A 15,828-nucleotide genomic window follows, 5' to 3' on the forward strand; every position below is an offset into this window, starting at 1 on the left:
TGAAATTTAGAACGAAACCTAGACTGGAGCATTCTAATTTTTACAAATGGCAAAAAAAAAGGGTTCTTATTCAGAAACCCTTTGCAAGAGGAACACCCAAGAAGATCAAAGCTCAAGCATGACTAGATACGTAGTATATGATGCAAAAATCATCAATAACAAAGCAGCTTGCCATCTGTCCAGCCGGTATTTTTTACCAATAAACATGGAAATAAACAAGAAAGCCGTACCGGCAGAAAGTAAGTAAATGTCTGTATTAAAGGCGGTATTGAAGTCAAGTGGACGAACAAGTACACTAACCCCCAACACCAAAAGAATGTTGAAGATATTGGATCCCACAATATTCCCGATGGCAATGTCCGCATTCTTCTTCATCGCTGCTACCACAGAAGTGGCCAATTCAGGAAGTGATGTCCCTGCTGCTATAATGGTGAGACCTATTATTTTTTCACTCACTCCAAGTGCTTGAGCTATCGACACAGCATTGTCTACGACCAGTTTACCGCCACCAACTAAGCCTGCTAGACCGATTAGGATTAAAAACCAGATCTTTCCTGTGGAATAATCCTTGTTTTCCACCCCTTCCACCAATGGGTCAGCTTTGAGCTGGGTGGCCACATAATAGAGGAATGCAGCAAATAAGCCCAATAAAATAAAGCCATCATATCGCGAGAGATGAGTGGGTTCAGAAAAGAAATAATTATTTGCCAAAACCAACAATACAAGAGCAGCTACCAGCGAGAAAGGGATTTCTTTCCATACTGTACTCGATTGAACAGCCAATGGTGTGATCAATCCCGCTATTCCAAGAATGGCAAAGAGGTTGAAATTATTGGAGCCGATGACATTTCCAAAAACGATATCCGGATAATTGCCTGATGCGGCAACGGCATTCACAACCAATTCCGGGGCTGATGTTCCAAAAGCCACAATGGTCAATCCGATTGCGAGATCAGAGATGTTGTTTTTCTTTGCTAGGACAGAGGCACCGTCTACGAGCCAATCCGCTCCTTTGACCAATAGTACTAATCCAACGACAAGTAATACAAGCTGTATAATCATAGCTTTGAGAAAGGGATTTCAGGGGTATATGCAGCCTTTTTAAGAATCAAGCCCCAAAGCTAACATTAAAAATTCTTATGCCTTTTGAAAAGTTACAATACCCCAAATCCTCCCAAGACAGGTCTGAATGATTGAATTTTTCAAAGTTCTGAAAAAAATCCAGACCGTTATGATCTGGATTTTTGGAACTGAGTTTTGTTGCTTAACTATTAAATGGAAATAGCCATTAGTTCGATTTCTCTTGCCGCTTCAGCCTTTCCCATGTCTTTTGGCTTAAATCCAAATAGTGCCAAAACCTCTTTAGCTTCGGTTTTTGCCACGTCTTCGTTGCCACAAATATTCATAATCTGAGCCTTTGATTTGGCTGAATTGATCATCGCCTTACTGTCTATATAATTGAAAGCTTTTACAAAACGGGCCTCAGGAACAAGATTTTGAAGCATTTCCATCAGGGATTCTTCTGTGGTAAAAAATTTGCGAACGCCATCTTTTGGAGATTCGTCAGCAATTGGGTTACAGACATCCAGAACTGTCTTGTCGCTAATCCCGACTTTTACCTGCTCGGCGATTTTTAGGGCAGCTGTTCCCTTCACCGCCAGGATGATCAAGTCTCCAAAGTCAGCAGCTTTTTCAAAGCTACCTACTTTCCCATTTGCCCCAGACTGCCAGTCAGAAAGTTTGTTTGGATTTCCAGTACCCAGCATGACCTCAAAGCCCCGCTTTACAAATCCGTCGGCCAAAGTTCTTCCTACAACTCCTGAGCCTAAAACGCCTATTTTTTTCATTCATTACTAATTTAAAATATCTAAGACTATGCTTACAGAAAAGTACACAAGCTAAGTAATGACAGATTTACCTGAAAATCAGTTCCATTTTCTGAAATTTTAGTTTTTGTCCAATTTTATTTGGCAGATTAGCAGAGAATTTGGCTTTGACATTATACCTCTTTTTTGAGCTGCCCTTGATCTTATTATCAATAGTCAAAACCTACCGACTATTTTTTTTATGTCACAAGGAAAGATGGAAGAAGTAGGTATTCCCATGACCCAATAGGACAGATTTTTTTAAATTAAAGTCTATCTTTTAAAAATCAATAAAGCCACAACCTATGAAGATTCGCCTCTTTCCTCTGTTCGCTGTCCTGTTTTTTGCCTGCAAAGGCACCCCTACGGAAATCAAACAACCCGAATATCCGGAAAAGCCAAACATAGTTTGGATCGTATGTGAGGATTTGTCCCCCGAGCATTTGGAAACCTATGGCGGCACAGGTGGGAAAACTCCATTTTTGAATGCCCTAGCGGCTGAATCAGTGCAGTACAATCAAGTTTTTGCAACAGCGGGAGTATGTGCGCCAAGCCGCGCGGCACTGATCACAGGAGCGTATCAAACTTCCATCGGCGCCATGCACATGCGAACACTTGCCCCATCAGCAGCCGCAGGTGATGCTTATCCAACCGGATTCAAGGGATATTCTACTGTTCTTCCTGAGGGTATGAAAACCTATCCCGAGCTACTCCGAATGGCAGGGTATTACACAAGTAATAATTCCAAAGAAGACTATCAGTTTAAAAGCCCGGTAACGATGTGGGACGAAAGCAGTCCCAAAGCTCATTATCGTAACCGACCCGATCCAAATCAGCCATTTTTCGCAATTTTCAATTTCACGATAAGCCACGAATCTCAGGTTTGGGTGCGTGCCAATGAAGAGCTGTTGGTAGATCCAAAAGACGTAAAGGTTCCTCCAGTTTATCCTGATGACTCGATTACAAGACATGTTTTGGCTCGATTTATCACCAACGCCATGCGAATGGATATGCAGGTCGGTGAAGTCATCGCACAGTTGAAAGAAGATGGATTGTACGAAAACACAATTATTTTTTTCTACTCTGATCATGGAGACGGGATGCCGTATTATAAGAGAGAGTTGTATGATCGGGGTTTGCGGGCTCCACTGTTGATCAAAGCTCCTTTTCTGGATGGAGGAACTCAATCGGAGGAGCTGATCAGCTTTGTGGATTTTGCTCCAACCTTGCTTTCATTGGCTGGAATTCCTATTCCGGAAAGTATGCAAGGGCAAGCTTTCCTCGGATCCCAAAAAGCTGAAAACCCCAGAAAATACAGCTTTGCCGCCCGGGATCGCATGGACTCCGAATATGATCGAGTCCGTGCTGTCAGCGACGGCCGGTTCAAATACATCCGAAATTACATGCCGGAGAAGCCTAACTATCAAAATGTTCAGTATCGGCTTCAGAATCCGCTGATGGTTCATCTTTTGGATTTGAATAAAAAAGGGCTTCTTGACAAGAATCAAGCGCGATGGTTTGCCAAATCCAAGCCTGATGAAGAACTCTACGATACCAAATCCGACCCATGGGAATTTAATAATCTGGCAGGCAATCCAGAGTATTCCGGAAAGCTCACTGAGCTTCGCAAAGCACATGAAGATTGGATTGCTAAATATGGAGATATGGGTGCCTTGAACGAAATGGAAATGGTCCGAAACTGGTGGGGAGGGAAGGATGGAGCACCGACCACCGAACCTGCCCAAGTCAAATTTGAAAATGGAAAAGTAACCTTAAGTTCGGCTACATCAAGTGCTTCTATTGCTTACAGAAAATCAAAAAATGTAGGTTGGAAAGTTTACGTTGGACCTTTTGAAGGTAACCCCGGAGATTCGCTCTATGTGAATGCTCATCGGATCGGCTTTGAACCAAGTGAAATTGCACTAATCCTGAAATGATTTTGACGACCGTATTTATGAAAAAGGTAATGAGTTTGTATTTCCTCTTCTGGTTGAGCAACGCCATTTTTGCTCAGGAAAACATGCTTTGTCAAGGAGCTTATTGGACAGAGGATGAGGCTGCCGTTTTTATGAAAAAAACTGCATCGGAATGGTCCAGTCAAGCGGATTGGGAAAGAAGGGCCAAAATGATCCGGAAAGGAATTATTGACGGAATGAAGCTGGAGCAAATGCCTCTTCGAACCCCATCCTTTAACCCCATCATCCACAGCACACGCGAAATGGATGGATACATTGTCGAGAACATTGCCATTGAGAGTTTTCCTGGATTCTTTATCACAGGGAATCTTTATCGTCCTTTGAACCCAACTCCTTTTCAGAAAAATCCAGGCATCCTCAGTGTTCATGGCCATGGACCGGATTTAAGATTTGGGGAAAGTATGCAAAAGCGCAGTGCGGCCTTTGCCCGTATGGGCGCTGTGGTATTTGCTTATGATATGATTGGTTATGGTGACTCCAAGCAGGTTGATCACAAGATTCCTATCGCACTAACGATCCAAACTTATAATTCCCAGCGGGTACTTGATTACCTGATTTCCCGCCCCGATGTGGATCCCGAGCGAATCGGGGTAACAGGAGAATCCGGAGGAGGTACCCAGACGATCCTGATCACAGCTTTGGATCCACGGATCACCGTCTCTGCGCCTGTGGTGATGGTTTCCGCATACTTCTTTGGCGGCTGTGAATGCGAAAGCGGGATGCCCATTCACAAAAGTGAGCATCACCAAACCAACAATGTGGAAATCGCAGCTTTGGCAGCGCCAAGGCCAATGTTGTTGGTTTCGGATGGTGGAGATTGGACGAAAAACACACCGAGAATTGAATTTCCCTATGTCCAAAAAGTATATGCCTCCTTCGACGCAGAAAGTAGAACAGATAATGTCCACTTACCTGGAGAGCGGCATGACTATGGAAAAAATAAGCGGGCGGCGGTTTACAATTTCTTCGGTCATTACCTGGGCCTGAATGCGGGTCGGATACCACCCTATCAGGATGGATTTGATGAAAGCTTTGTGACGCTACTTTCTGCAGATGAATTGCGGGTGTTCAATGAGCAGACTCCGATTCCTTCAAATGCGCTGAAAGGGGAGGAGGCGGTGATCAGGTATTTGAATCTAAAATAGAATTAAAGACTGTCAGTTTGATTCCGATAAGCACGGAATCCCCTTTTGCGAAGCAGTGCCAAAAGGTGTCATAATCCGGTATTCTTTGATTTTTTGCGAAACATCAGCATCTGTCATTTGGTACGTTGGCGTATACCGAACTTCATCCCAAAACGTCGAGCGTGGATAATCAGCCCGCAAATCACCGGTTTCTGTCATCCATTGGAGCAACTCAGATTTCAGCCTCGTCTTAATGGAAGAAAGTGCAGGGTCAGCAGCTAGGTTATTCAGTTGATATGGATCATTTTTCACATCATAGAGTTCCTCTTCGGGCCGTTGGCCAAAGCTCAAATTGAATAGATCCGGCTTGCCTTCTGTAGCTTTCCCCGCCAGTTCCATAATTAAAAATTTGGTGATCGAATGATCCACGTCTCCAAATTGACCTACGGATTGATGGACAGTGGAATCCCCTGCTGGATTGCGCTCAGGCATTGGGTTCCAGATATACAAATAATCCTGATCGCGAATTCCTCGCATCGGGTAACTCAAATTGCCTTTTCTCACATTGGCATGGCGTTCCCGCTCAAGAAATACCTGTGCTCTTTCCTGCTTTTCCCCTGATAACAGTCCCCAGAGAGATTGGCCTGACATGCTACTTTGACTCAAACCTGCCGCTTCCACAAAACTTGGAGCAAAGTCCACAAAATTCACAAACTCATCGACTACTGTTCCGGGTTTGATCTTTTCAGGCCAGCGTATGACCAGAGGCATTCGGGTTCCGTAATCGTAAAGATTAGCTTTTGCCCGAGGAAATGGCATCCCGTTATCGCTAGTCATCACGACGATCGTGTTATCCAATTCACCCATTTCCTTCAGCAACGCGATGAGTTGACCACTTTCCCGATCAAATCGTTCGATCTCAAAGTAGTAATCCAAAATATCATTTCGCACACAATCATTGTCGGGAAAAAAACCAGGGACAATTACATCCCGAAGGTTCATTCCCGATTGGATTCCTGTGTTTGTCACATATTCCCTGTGGGGGTCTGAGCTCCCAAACCAAAAAGTAAAAGGCTGATCTTTTGGCTTTTCATTTAGAAATGTGGCAAAATCATCAAAGGATTTCCCAGCAGGGTTATTGGCAAAACCTGTGACTTTATGTTCTCCCGGTCCCCATCCTTTTCGTGTGGAACCGGAGAAATAGCCATTTGCTTCCAGAATCTGAACGTAGGTGGGATGGACATTTGGGAACTCAGACCAAAGGTTACCTCCATCGCCATTTTGATGAGGATATCGACCCAATAAAATCGACGCCCGAGATGGTGAGCAGGATGGCGAGGCAGTGAATGCGTGAGTAAAAAGTGCGCCCTCCTTAGCAAGCCAATCAAAGGTAGGCGTACGAACTATCGGATCGCCATAAACTCCCGCATGTGGATAAGACCAGTCATCCGCTATAAGAAAGAGGATATTTGGCGGATTGCTCTCTATTGGCTTTTGGAAGGGAAAAAGGAATAAAAGCAGAGCAAATCCGATCAATTTCATAAGAAGTCATTTTGGGAAACTCACATAAGTTACTTGAAAAAGAGAGGTTGACAAAGGTAAATCGAACCTCAAAATTCCTATTTTTTGAGGCTAATACCATTTTAGACCTCACATTTGAGGTCTAAAAACCACGCTCACCTTATTTTTTCCATTTTTTAATGTTAAATCTCGAAATATGTATTGAATTTAAGGTCAGATTATCTACCTTACATTAAAATAAAGGAATTTTAATGTCAGATCAGCTTTATCGAATCAACCCAGACCGAACACTTCCTTGGAATAACCTCCCGAAACTTCCAATTGATGCTTCGTTTTACAGGGATTTAGATGTTTTTGAGAGTTTGGGAAAAGCAAAGGCTGCACTTGGAAAGCTTCAAGGTCGCAGCATTGCTATTCCAAATCAGGGGATTCTGGTCAATACGATCAGTTTGCAAGAGGCAAAAGCATCGAGTGAAATCGAGCATATTTTCACCACGGATGATGAATTGTACAAGGCTTTCAGTGATGAATCTTCCCAAATCCAAGGACCTGCAAAAGAGGTCTTGCGCTATCGGGAATCTATCTGGTCCGGACAGGAATATCTTGATCAACGGCAAACCTTCGATTTGGAATACTTCGAATTAATCTATCGAACGACCACCCAATATTCCGATGGCCTGCGAAAGCCGTTTGCGCAGACTTACATCCGGCAGGGTGGATCCGGACCGAATGCCGGCAAACCCATCTATACTCCTCCACGGGGCGAAGGTGTATTGGAAGATTTGATGGGGAATCTGGTACAGTTTGTCAATCAGACCCAGAATCCTGAACTCGATCCCTTGATCAAAGTGGCGATTGCACATTTGCAATTTGAAGCGATTCACCCTTTCCGTGATGGAAATGGCCGAACAGGGCGGATTTTCAACATCCATTACTTGGTTCAAAGTGGATTGCTGGATTTACCTATTCTCTATTTGAGCAAATACATTTTAAGGGAAAAAGATCAGTATTACGCCAACCTCGCCGGAGTGACCCATCGGGCAGCTTGGAAGGAGTGGTTTCTGTTCCTGTTTCGGGGGATTGAGCAGACGGCTTTGGATACTTTTCAAAAAATCACCGATATCCTTGATGCCAAAGAAGCCATTCTTCAGGTATTGGAAAAGGAAACCAGCATCGCACGACCCGAATCGATCTTGGAGGCCATTTTCACCCAACCTTTTACCAAAGTCAAGCATCTGGTGGACAAAAAACTCTATGCGGAAAACACCGCCCGCCAATACTTAAATCAACTCGTAGAACTGGGAATCTGCGAAAAGCGGGAAATAAGTGGCGGACATTATTACCTGAATCTGGAGTTGTATCGGATTTTGGGGAGTTGAAAGCTCCTTGCTCCTCGAAATTTGCAATTTCGAGGCCCTATCCTTAGATTTTTAATCTATTAATTGAATTTTGGATTACAAATCCTTTGATAAATTCTCGAGGTTACAAACCTCGAGCAGCGGAAAGCTCCTCGAAATTTGCAATTTCGAGGACTTATCACTAGATTTTTAATCTATCATTTTTAAACCGACTTTTTATGGGTAAAGAATATGTTGCTAAAAATCGAGGAGCAGTCCATTTTGTGACATTTACTGTTCACCAATGGGTTGATGTGTTTACAAGAAGAATTTATTGTGAAATCCTATTGGATAGCTTGAGATTTTGTCAAAAAAATAAGGGACTAGAAATATTTGCTTGGGTAATCATGAGCAATCACAGTCACCTGATCATTAGAGCAAAAAATGAAAATCTCCCCGATGTAATTCGGGACTTTCGCAAATTCACTGCGAAAAAGATATTCAAAGCCATTCAAGAGAACACCCAAGAAAGCCGGAAAAAATGGCTTGAAATGACACTTACTTTCGAGAACCAAATTTGGTTTTGGGAAGGTGGATATCATGGCGAGGAAATTTTCTCTCTGCCATTTTTTGAAACCAAAGTGAAATATATCCATGAAAACCCTGTTCGGGCAGGAATAGTAGAAAAGCCAGAAGATTACATTTTAAGCAGTGCAGGGGACTTTTATGGAACCAGAAGAGGACTTTTGGAATTGGAATTTTTTGGTTAAAGCTCTTTCAAAATAGATTACAAATCCCTTTATAGGTTCTCGAGGTTACAAACCTCGAGCAGCTGCGAGCTGAGCTCCTCGAAATTTGCAATTTCGAGGCCCTATCCTTAGATTTTTAATCTATTAATTGGAATTGGATTTCAAATCCTTTGATAAATTCTCGAGGTTACAAACCTCGAGCAGCAGACTACTGAATCAAAAGTCCCTCAAGTCTTTCTTTTCCCCCCTCCAAAACATTCAAATCTATTTTCTCTCCGATTCCCGGCAAACTGCCTTTTTCTGAAAATTGCCAGATTGTCCAATCTTCAGTTTCCGGTTCCACGATTTGGTTGTAATTGGCCACCCAAATCGGGTATTCATTAAATCCATGGTCATGCAGCACTTCCCAGAAAAACCGATCTCCTGTGTAGATCATTGGCTTGACGCCATAGTGGGCTTCCACGATCTGAAGCCAATTTTTCAATCCTTCCCGTAGTTTGTCCTTGGACTGAATCGTGCTGTGCTTCTCGATATCCAAAACAGGAATCATGTCGCCAGAGCTTAGCTTGGCAGTTTTGATGAAGTTCTGCGCCTGAAGTGTGCTATTTTCATTGGGACGGTAATAGTGGTAAGCACCTCGCCTAACCGGAAGAGGTCGAAACCCTTCCCAATTCCTTGAAAATCTGGCATCCACGCCATCTTTTCCCATCGTTGCCCGAATCACCACAAATTCAATTTGTCTGTTCTGGAGCTGTAGCTGTAGACCGGGGAAATCGATTTTTCCCTGATATTCGGACACATCAATACCTAAAATTCCCTCCGAAAAATTAGAAAAAACATGCTCAAATTTCAGTGCTTCTGTGAATGGTGGGGCTTTTCGCGTAAAGTCACTTAAGCCCCTTTCAATTTGCTTTCGGAATTTGAAAACCAAATAGCCCGAACCAAAAGCAACCAGAAAAATCAATGTAGCGATCCAAAGCCAAGGGTTGTATTTTTTCTTTCGGGGCATAGGTGTTTTCTACTCAATTAAATTTAAAACCTTCCCAATTTCTTCTCTAGAACAAACATTTAGAAGAAAAACTGAATGTTGTGATCTAAACAAAATCTGTGAAAACCTGCCTGCTACCGGCAGGTCTGCGACTTTTTCTGCGGGAATCTGCGGGAACAAAATCACCTCACCTCAAACACCGCAGACTCCAGCGGACCAAAGTCCAAATCAATTTCCCCACCTGAATCAGTCACTCGCAACATGGTCTTCTTTTTCCAAAACATCACCTCTTTGATCTCCCGTTCGCCGGTTTTCAGGTTCCATGCTTTTAGCAGTTCGGCAGGAAGTTTCAGCGTAGTTTTGATTCCTTGAAGCTCATCAAAGTTAGTCACCACGATCAGTTTTTGACCTTCATCCCAGCGGGCAAATGCAAAAGCTTTGTTGCCATAGATTGGGTTTTCATGACGATTGAAGGTGTGGAGCTCCAGATATTCACCCATTAATGCGGGACTGTTTCGAGTGAAATTCAGGACTTCAGAATAATAATTCCGCAGTGCTTTTTCATTATCTGAAAGCTGTCCTCCGTCAAATTTGCCTCCATTCATCCACTTCTGATGCTGCGGTACTCCGATGTAGTCAAAAATGGACGTGCGGGAAGGTTCTCCAAATCCAGCCCCCTCGGCTCCGGGTTCGCCTACTTCCTGCCCGAAGTAAATCATGATGGGCGCTGTGCTGACCGTCGCGGATACCACCATCGCAGGCATAGCTTTCCATGGATTCCCTGCAAATTCAGGACTTGCAATCCGCTGCTCGTCGTGATTTTCCAAAAAGTGCAACATGTGCTTTTCGATATCCGCTTTTCCGGCTTGAATCGGAACGAGATTGTCTGTTGATCCAGTGCCTTGAATGATATGCTTAAGCGTATCGTAGAGTTCTACCTTATCATAGAGGTAGTCCATTTTTCCCTTGAGGATATAGTCCCGATAGAGTGTAGGATTGTAGACTTCTGCCAAAAGAAAAGCATCCGAATTGGTGTTTTTGATGTGGGAATTGAGGTAAGACCAAAATTCGACCGGCACCATCTCGGCCATATCAAAGCGAAATCCGTCTACTCCCTTTCCAAGCCAAAACTGCGTGATGTCCTTAAACTTTATCCAGGAATCCGGCACGTCTCTCCCTTTCCAGAAATTATAATGCGCTTTCCAGTCCAAAGAATCCGCCCCGGCAGGCAATTCGTCAAAATCTTTTTGACCGTCGGGGCTGACACCATAATTGATCTTGACCGTTTCATACCAATCATAGAAGTCCGGCTGGGCTTTTCTAGATCCGTTTCCTGTCCATTTGGCTGGGTTTTCTTCGAATTTTCCATCCGCAAATTGATGCTTTTCTCCACCTAGCGGCTTATAGTTGTTTTTTGCTTCCGGCACTTTAAAACTTTGACCCGGGATATAGTAAAAGTTATTGTCCCGGGCGTAGACTATCGTTTTGTCATCTTTGGCACCGAAGTCATTGACGCCTTCCGGATTATTTTTTCCCTCATAATGTCTGGAAACGTGATTAGGCACGATGTCAATAATCACCTTCATACCATGTTTGTGCGTTCGGGCGATCAAGGCTTCAAATTCCTCCATCCGCTTGGTAACATCCACTGCCAAGTCGGGGTTAACCTGATAGTAGTCCCGAACTGCATAGGGGGATCCCGCACGGCCTTTGATCACATCGGGATCATCCGAATTGACTCCAATCTCGGGAAATGATCCAATCACGCCATGATGGGGCACTCCGGTGTACCATATATGGGAAACGCCAAGTTTTTTGATTTCTCCCAAAGCAATATCAGTGAAGTCGTTAAACTTTCCGACGCCATTTTCTTCCTTGGTACCCCAGGGCTTGTTAGTGGTATTGGTATTGCCAAAAAGTCGGGTGAAGACCTGATAGAGTACGATTTTTTGAGGTTTCATGGCTGAGTTTTCGCTAGGTTCGGGCGATTGCTTTTGACAGGAAAAAACCGTCGCAAGCAATACTGCTGCTGTTATAAATTTCTTCATCAGCTTATCGTGTCAATCGATACAGTAAAATCGTATTTCTTTTGATCAAATCCGGGAACTGCTTCATGTTAATTGTCTCTCCAGGTGCATGGGCTCCGGTACCGGAAGCGCCTAAGCCGTCAAGGCAATCCATGAAGTCTGCAACATAGGAAATGTCGCCTGCACCTCTACTTCCGGGGTCACCGGGTTTCACAGGTCCAAAGCCCATATCCATACTGACCTTGTTTAGGGTTTCAGCCAAAGCATAATTCCCCTCAGTCGGAGCCATGGAGGGTATTCCGTCTGTAAATAGGATTTCGGCCTGGGTTTGGTTCAGGTTTTTGGCTACAATTTCGCGCATCTTTGCCCGCGCAGCCTCTTTTTGAGCTTCCCCTAAAAAGCGTAGGTCTCCCGTCACTATAGCCTCGCGAGCTACGATATTGGTCTTTCCAAGAGCGGTTCCGGTTCCGCTGATTTCATTGAAGCTTACATCCGATCCTCCGATGAATTGCCCAGGATTGAAAGTCAAGTATTGTTCTCCTGACAGGGTCTCTTGAAATTCAGTAAGAATCCGAGCTGCCTCATAGATCGCTCCATAGCCCACGCCTTCCCTGAATACTCCACTTGAATGAGATTGTCTTCCTGTGGTTTTCAACGTCCAACCACTCGCTCCTCTGCGCGCTACAGTGGCTGTGGAGAATCCTTGCGCAGTCTCATAGCCCAAAGCAATATCATGAAGCTTGGCACGCTCGATAAAATCCTTTCGGGAGATATCCGCATTTCCTGAACTTTCTTCGTCTCCGTTGAAATAAACGGTAATTGTTCGATCCTTGAGTAACCCCAGTTGGTGCAGCGCTTTCAAGCTGGCCAAAACCAACACATCTCCACCCTTCATATCATTTGCTCCCTGTCCGGTAGCAGTGCTGTCGTTGAGATAAGTGAAAGGGGTGAAAGGCATATCTTTCTCAAAAACCGTATCCAAATGCCCTATTAGGAAAAGCTTTTTTCCTTTCGCTCCTTTCCTTGTAGCCACAAAATGTCCAGCGCGATTAACCTCGGAAGGGAGATCGATCCATTCGGTCTGGAAGCCGATTTTTTGAAATTCCCGTTCGAAAACCCGACCAACCTCCCGAACTCCTTCTTTGTTGAGGGATCCGGAATTGATGTTGATAACTTCCTCCAGAAGCGCTAGGGTTTCTTTATAGTTTTTATCGATCAGCTCGATGAGTTTTTGCTCGTCTTTAGTAAGTTTTTGCTGCGCAAAAGTCAAGATTGACACAAAGACCAAAATTAGAAGCAGGGCGGATTTTTTCATAAGCGGAAATTAGGTGAAAATGTGGGAGGGGACAATAGAAAACCCGATTTGGAATGAAATGAAAAATTTGCATAGCCGGTTTTTAATACATATCGTGCTTTCAGCACTCTGAAACCTGATTCCATCTTGTTTACCCAGAATTGAATTCTGGCCTGCCTGACGCAGACAGGGCTGGTACAGGACGTGCCGTTGGCACTTCGCTAACCCCATCTGCAACATAAATACATAGCGCTGAAGGCGCGCCCTGTGTCAGCCCCAAATACAATTTGGGGTATACAGATATTCCGCCTAACCAGAGCCCTGAAGGGGCGAGCTATTTGGTAACGAGTCTTTAAATCAATTCAGAACATGTCCACATCTTATCCCTCAATAATCCGATTCTTCACAGCCTTTTGTACCGCTTCCAGCTTGCTGTGCACTTGAAGTTTTTGGTAGATATTTTCCAGATGCTTCCGGACAGTTTTCGGAGAAATGAATAGATTTTCTCCAATCTGATTGTAATTGAGGCCTTTTGAGGTTTGTTCTAAAATCTCGATTTCTCGGACTGTCAAGGAAATTTCTTCTCTCTTCTCCTCAAAATGCGGGGGATTTCTCAGCAGTTTCAACGTTTTCAAAGCAATGGAGGGAGTCATCGCCGCTCCTCCATCCAAGGTGTCCCGTATTCCCTGATATAATGTCGGCGGATCTACTTCTTTGAGAAAATATCCGTTTGCCCCGGCCTGAATTGCCCGAAAAATATTTTCGTCGTCGTCGAAAACGGTCAACATGATGATTTTAATCTGAGGATATTTTTGAGTGACTTTTTCCACTGTCTCAATCCCGTTCAGCTTTGGCATCTCGATATCCATGAGGATCAAATGGACATTTGAATCTTTTTCCAGTTTTTCCAAAAGCTCAAGGCCGTTAAACCCATGGCTCTTCACTTCGATTTCTGGATAAATACCGAGCTTGTCCAGAATGGCTTTCAACAAAAAGCTGTTGTCCTCGGCAATGGCGATTTTTATAGACATCTTCCCTTTATATCACGGTGATTAGTGTTCCTTCACTCAATTGAGTTTCGACTCTTAATTCTTTCCCGATCCGCTCAGCACGGATTCGCATATTTCGAAGCCCATTTCCCAAAACTTTGCTTTCAGAGATTCCACTTCCATTATCCATGACTGAAATAGTGATTTGGTCATCTCCTTCCTTTCCCACAAAAATCTCAATTTGTGTTGCCCCGGCGTGTTTCAAAGCATTGTTTAGCGCTTCCTGCGCAATTCGAAAATAATTTATGCCTTCAAGCGAACCTAATTGTAAATCATGGGGTAAACCTTCTTCAATTTCCAACTTAAATCCAATCTGAGGACATGCTTCTCGTGCTTTGGAAATCAAACCGGCCAAACGCACTTGCAAATCCTCCACAGAAATCGAATCCTTATTCATTGCCCAGATGGTATCCCTGAGTTCGCTTACTGTCTCCACAGTGAAAGCAGAAATTTGATCGATTTTAGCCTCTAGTTTTTCTTTGGGTAGATCTACAAACTTTATGTTATTAAGCGAAGAAACGATAAAAGTCAACTGTGCGCCGATATTGTCATGCAAGTCGGATGAAATTCTACTTCGCTGCTCTTGTAGTCTTTTTTGGGTTTCCTGCTCAGCATAAATTGTCTGCAATTTGGATTCCTGCTCCAGATGCCTGGTTTTATTCTTTTGCCGATAATAGATAAAAAATGACACGCCTAATATCAATAATAAGGCAACCAAAAGGAGTAAAAGCTGATTATTTCGGTTTTTTACAATTAATTCGTTCTCCGCCAATGCAGCTCGGGAATAAGCCAACTCTCTTTCCTTCTGCTCGACTTCATAAAGTGTTTGTATTTCACCGATCATTCTGACTCGATCTTCTTTGAATATGGTATCCTTTAGCAAGGCATATTCTTCCAAAAAGTCCAAAGCCTTATTGAGCTCGCCTTTTCTCTTTTGGAACCGAAATTGTTCATAGAGATAGTCCCTTAATTTTTCTCTTGATTCACTTTCTACTACATATTTATAAGCAGAATCCATCATGGCTTCTGCCCCCTGAAAATCATTCAAATTATAGGCAATGGTGGCAAGATTGGTAAAGTTGGAAGCAAGGTGGTACTGACTACCTCTTACATAGTTATACTTTTTTGCAACATTGATCCATTTTCGCGCTTCTTCAAATTGATTTTGCTTGAGGAGGGTATTTCCGATGTTGTTGTAGGTATTTGTAATTTCCGAACTATCCAAAACTGTGAGAAGATCAAATACCTTGAGGTGGTAAAACAATGCTGAATCTGGCTTATTCCAATCATCAAAGTTGATTGCAATCGCATTCAGCGCAAAGGATATGGTAGTCGGGTTTGCTTTTGAAAATGACTTGAGAATTTCATATCCATTTTTGGCATATTCCACACCTTTATCATATTCCTCCATATCATGAAACACGATGGCAATATCTGCCATGGAATAGCCGATTTTATTGGAATCTCCAGCTATTGTGGCGCTTTCGAGTGCTTTTTGCCCAAATTTCATTGCCTTATCCCAGTCACCTAAGATGGACTCAAGATAGGTTAGATTGTTATAGGAGGAAATAAATAAATCTGGTTTTGACTCCAAGGTTAAGTAGTCAAGTGCCTTTAAAAGTGTTTGGGCTGCTTTTCGTCGCTCCCCTGAGGATCTTTCAAATCTCCCTAGGTAATAAAAGTAAATGCCCGAATCAAGTGTAGTTTTGAGGTTGTTAAACTCTCTGCGGAAAATCAATTCTGATGAATCCTTTTCAAGAAGTGCGTCACTCAATCTTTTCTCCAAATCTTGAGAAAAGACAGAAACACTGCAGGCTATGCAAATGACAGTAAGGGTGATTCGCAGAAACATTGATATTCAAACTGAACAGTTTGAATATAAAAAAACGGCTTTCATC

12 protein-coding genes are annotated in these 15,828 nt (G+C 43.3%); 4 read left to right on the plus strand and 8 right to left on the minus strand.

Annotated elements, in window-relative coordinates:
* Nucleotides 1–105 precede the first annotated feature (105 nt).
* Nucleotides 106–1,062: a calcium/sodium antiporter gene (locus Q8M62_RS19205; protein WP_304900325.1), complete on the minus strand. Its 957-nt coding sequence runs from the start codon at nt 1,060–1,062 to the stop codon at nt 106–108.
* A 209-nt stretch (nt 1,063–1,271) separates the two neighbouring features.
* Nucleotides 1,272–1,847 (minus strand): NADPH-dependent F420 reductase, encoded by a 576-nt coding sequence (locus Q8M62_RS19210; RefSeq protein WP_304900326.1) that lies wholly within the window; start codon nt 1,845–1,847, stop codon nt 1,272–1,274.
* A 323-nt stretch (nt 1,848–2,170) separates the two neighbouring features.
* Here Q8M62_RS19210 and Q8M62_RS19215 point away from each other — a divergent pair, with 323 nt between their 5' ends.
* Nucleotides 2,171–3,802, plus strand: a complete 1,632-nt coding sequence (locus tag Q8M62_RS19215; protein ID WP_304900327.1) for a sulfatase — start codon at nt 2,171–2,173, stop codon at nt 3,800–3,802.
* 17 nt (nt 3,803–3,819) lie between these two features.
* A complete protein-coding gene (locus Q8M62_RS19220) occupies nt 3,820–4,986 on the plus strand; it encodes a S9 family peptidase (RefSeq protein WP_305668239.1) in 1,167 nt (388 codons plus the stop codon).
* 12 nt (nt 4,987–4,998) lie between these two features.
* Here the strand turns inward: Q8M62_RS19220 and Q8M62_RS19225 are convergent, their stop codons facing one another.
* A complete protein-coding gene (locus Q8M62_RS19225) occupies nt 4,999–6,507 on the minus strand; it encodes a sulfatase (protein ID WP_304900329.1) in 1,509 nt (502 codons plus the stop codon).
* 230 nt (nt 6,508–6,737) lie between these two features.
* Between Q8M62_RS19225 and Q8M62_RS19230 the strand changes: the two genes are divergently transcribed.
* Both Q8M62_RS19230 and Q8M62_RS19235 read left to right on the plus strand, forming a co-directional pair.
* Complete coding sequence (locus tag Q8M62_RS19230; RefSeq protein ID WP_304900330.1) at nt 6,738–7,865, plus strand: Fic family protein; 1,128 nt, start codon at nt 6,738–6,740, stop codon at nt 7,863–7,865.
* Between the two features lie 197 nt (nt 7,866–8,062).
* A complete protein-coding gene (locus Q8M62_RS19235) occupies nt 8,063–8,593 on the plus strand; it encodes a transposase (protein WP_304900331.1) in 531 nt (176 codons plus the stop codon).
* Nucleotides 8,594–8,780: 187 nt separating this feature from the next.
* Here Q8M62_RS19235 and Q8M62_RS19240 read toward each other — a convergent pair whose 3' ends face one another.
* The 5 genes from Q8M62_RS19240 to Q8M62_RS19260 form a co-directional block, all read right to left on the minus strand.
* Nucleotides 8,781–9,581 carry a glycoside hydrolase family 25 protein gene (locus tag Q8M62_RS19240; protein WP_304900332.1) on the minus strand — a complete coding sequence of 267 codons (801 nt, stop codon included), beginning with the start codon at nt 9,579–9,581 and terminating at the stop codon, nt 8,781–8,783.
* A 161-nt stretch (nt 9,582–9,742) separates the two neighbouring features.
* The gene (locus tag Q8M62_RS19245) at nt 9,743–11,608 is read right to left on the minus strand and encodes an alpha-amylase family protein (protein WP_304900333.1); all 1,866 of its coding nucleotides are present in this window, start codon (nt 11,606–11,608) and stop codon (nt 9,743–9,745) included.
* Between the two features lie 4 nt (nt 11,609–11,612).
* The gene (locus Q8M62_RS19250) at nt 11,613–12,902 is read right to left on the minus strand and encodes a M20/M25/M40 family metallo-hydrolase (RefSeq protein WP_304900334.1); all 1,290 of its coding nucleotides are present in this window, start codon (nt 12,900–12,902) and stop codon (nt 11,613–11,615) included.
* Nucleotides 12,903–13,261: 359 nt separating this feature from the next.
* The gene (locus Q8M62_RS19255) at nt 13,262–13,912 is read right to left on the minus strand and encodes a response regulator transcription factor (RefSeq protein ID WP_304900335.1); all 651 of its coding nucleotides are present in this window, start codon (nt 13,910–13,912) and stop codon (nt 13,262–13,264) included.
* Between the two features lie 7 nt (nt 13,913–13,919).
* Nucleotides 13,920–15,782: a tetratricopeptide repeat-containing sensor histidine kinase gene (locus Q8M62_RS19260; RefSeq protein WP_304900336.1), complete on the minus strand. Its 1,863-nt coding sequence runs from the start codon at nt 15,780–15,782 to the stop codon at nt 13,920–13,922.
* Nucleotides 15,783–15,828: the final 46 nt, after the last annotated feature.

The sequence above is a fragment of the Algoriphagus sp. genome (assembly GCF_030694375.1).
Lineage (GTDB): Bacteria > Bacteroidota > Bacteroidia > Cytophagales > Cyclobacteriaceae > Algoriphagus.

Coding starts and splice junctions, on each gene's coding strand:
- Q8M62_RS19205 (WP_304900325.1), bottom strand. CDS start 1,062: ATGATTATACAGCTTGTATTACTTGTCGTTGGATTAGTACTATTGGTC.
- Q8M62_RS19210 (WP_304900326.1), bottom strand. CDS start 1,847: ATGAAAAAAATAGGCGTTTTAGGCTCAGGAGTTGTAGGAAGAACTTTG.
- Q8M62_RS19215 (WP_304900327.1), top strand. CDS start 2,171: ATGAAGATTCGCCTCTTTCCTCTGTTCGCTGTCCTGTTTTTTGCCTGC.
- Q8M62_RS19220 (WP_305668239.1), top strand. CDS start 3,820: ATGAAAAAGGTAATGAGTTTGTATTTCCTCTTCTGGTTGAGCAACGCC.
- Q8M62_RS19225 (WP_304900329.1), bottom strand. CDS start 6,507: ATGAAATTGATCGGATTTGCTCTGCTTTTATTCCTTTTTCCCTTCCAA.
- Q8M62_RS19230 (WP_304900330.1), top strand. CDS start 6,738: ATGTCAGATCAGCTTTATCGAATCAACCCAGACCGAACACTTCCTTGG.
- Q8M62_RS19235 (WP_304900331.1), top strand. CDS start 8,063: ATGGGTAAAGAATATGTTGCTAAAAATCGAGGAGCAGTCCATTTTGTG.
- Q8M62_RS19240 (WP_304900332.1), bottom strand. CDS start 9,581: ATGCCCCGAAAGAAAAAATACAACCCTTGGCTTTGGATCGCTACATTG.
- Q8M62_RS19245 (WP_304900333.1), bottom strand. CDS start 11,608: ATGAAGAAATTTATAACAGCAGCAGTATTGCTTGCGACGGTTTTTTCC.
- Q8M62_RS19250 (WP_304900334.1), bottom strand. CDS start 12,902: ATGAAAAAATCCGCCCTGCTTCTAATTTTGGTCTTTGTGTCAATCTTG.
- Q8M62_RS19255 (WP_304900335.1), bottom strand. CDS start 13,912: ATGTCTATAAAAATCGCCATTGCCGAGGACAACAGCTTTTTGTTGAAA.
- Q8M62_RS19260 (WP_304900336.1), bottom strand. CDS start 15,782: ATGTTTCTGCGAATCACCCTTACTGTCATTTGCATAGCCTGCAGTGTT.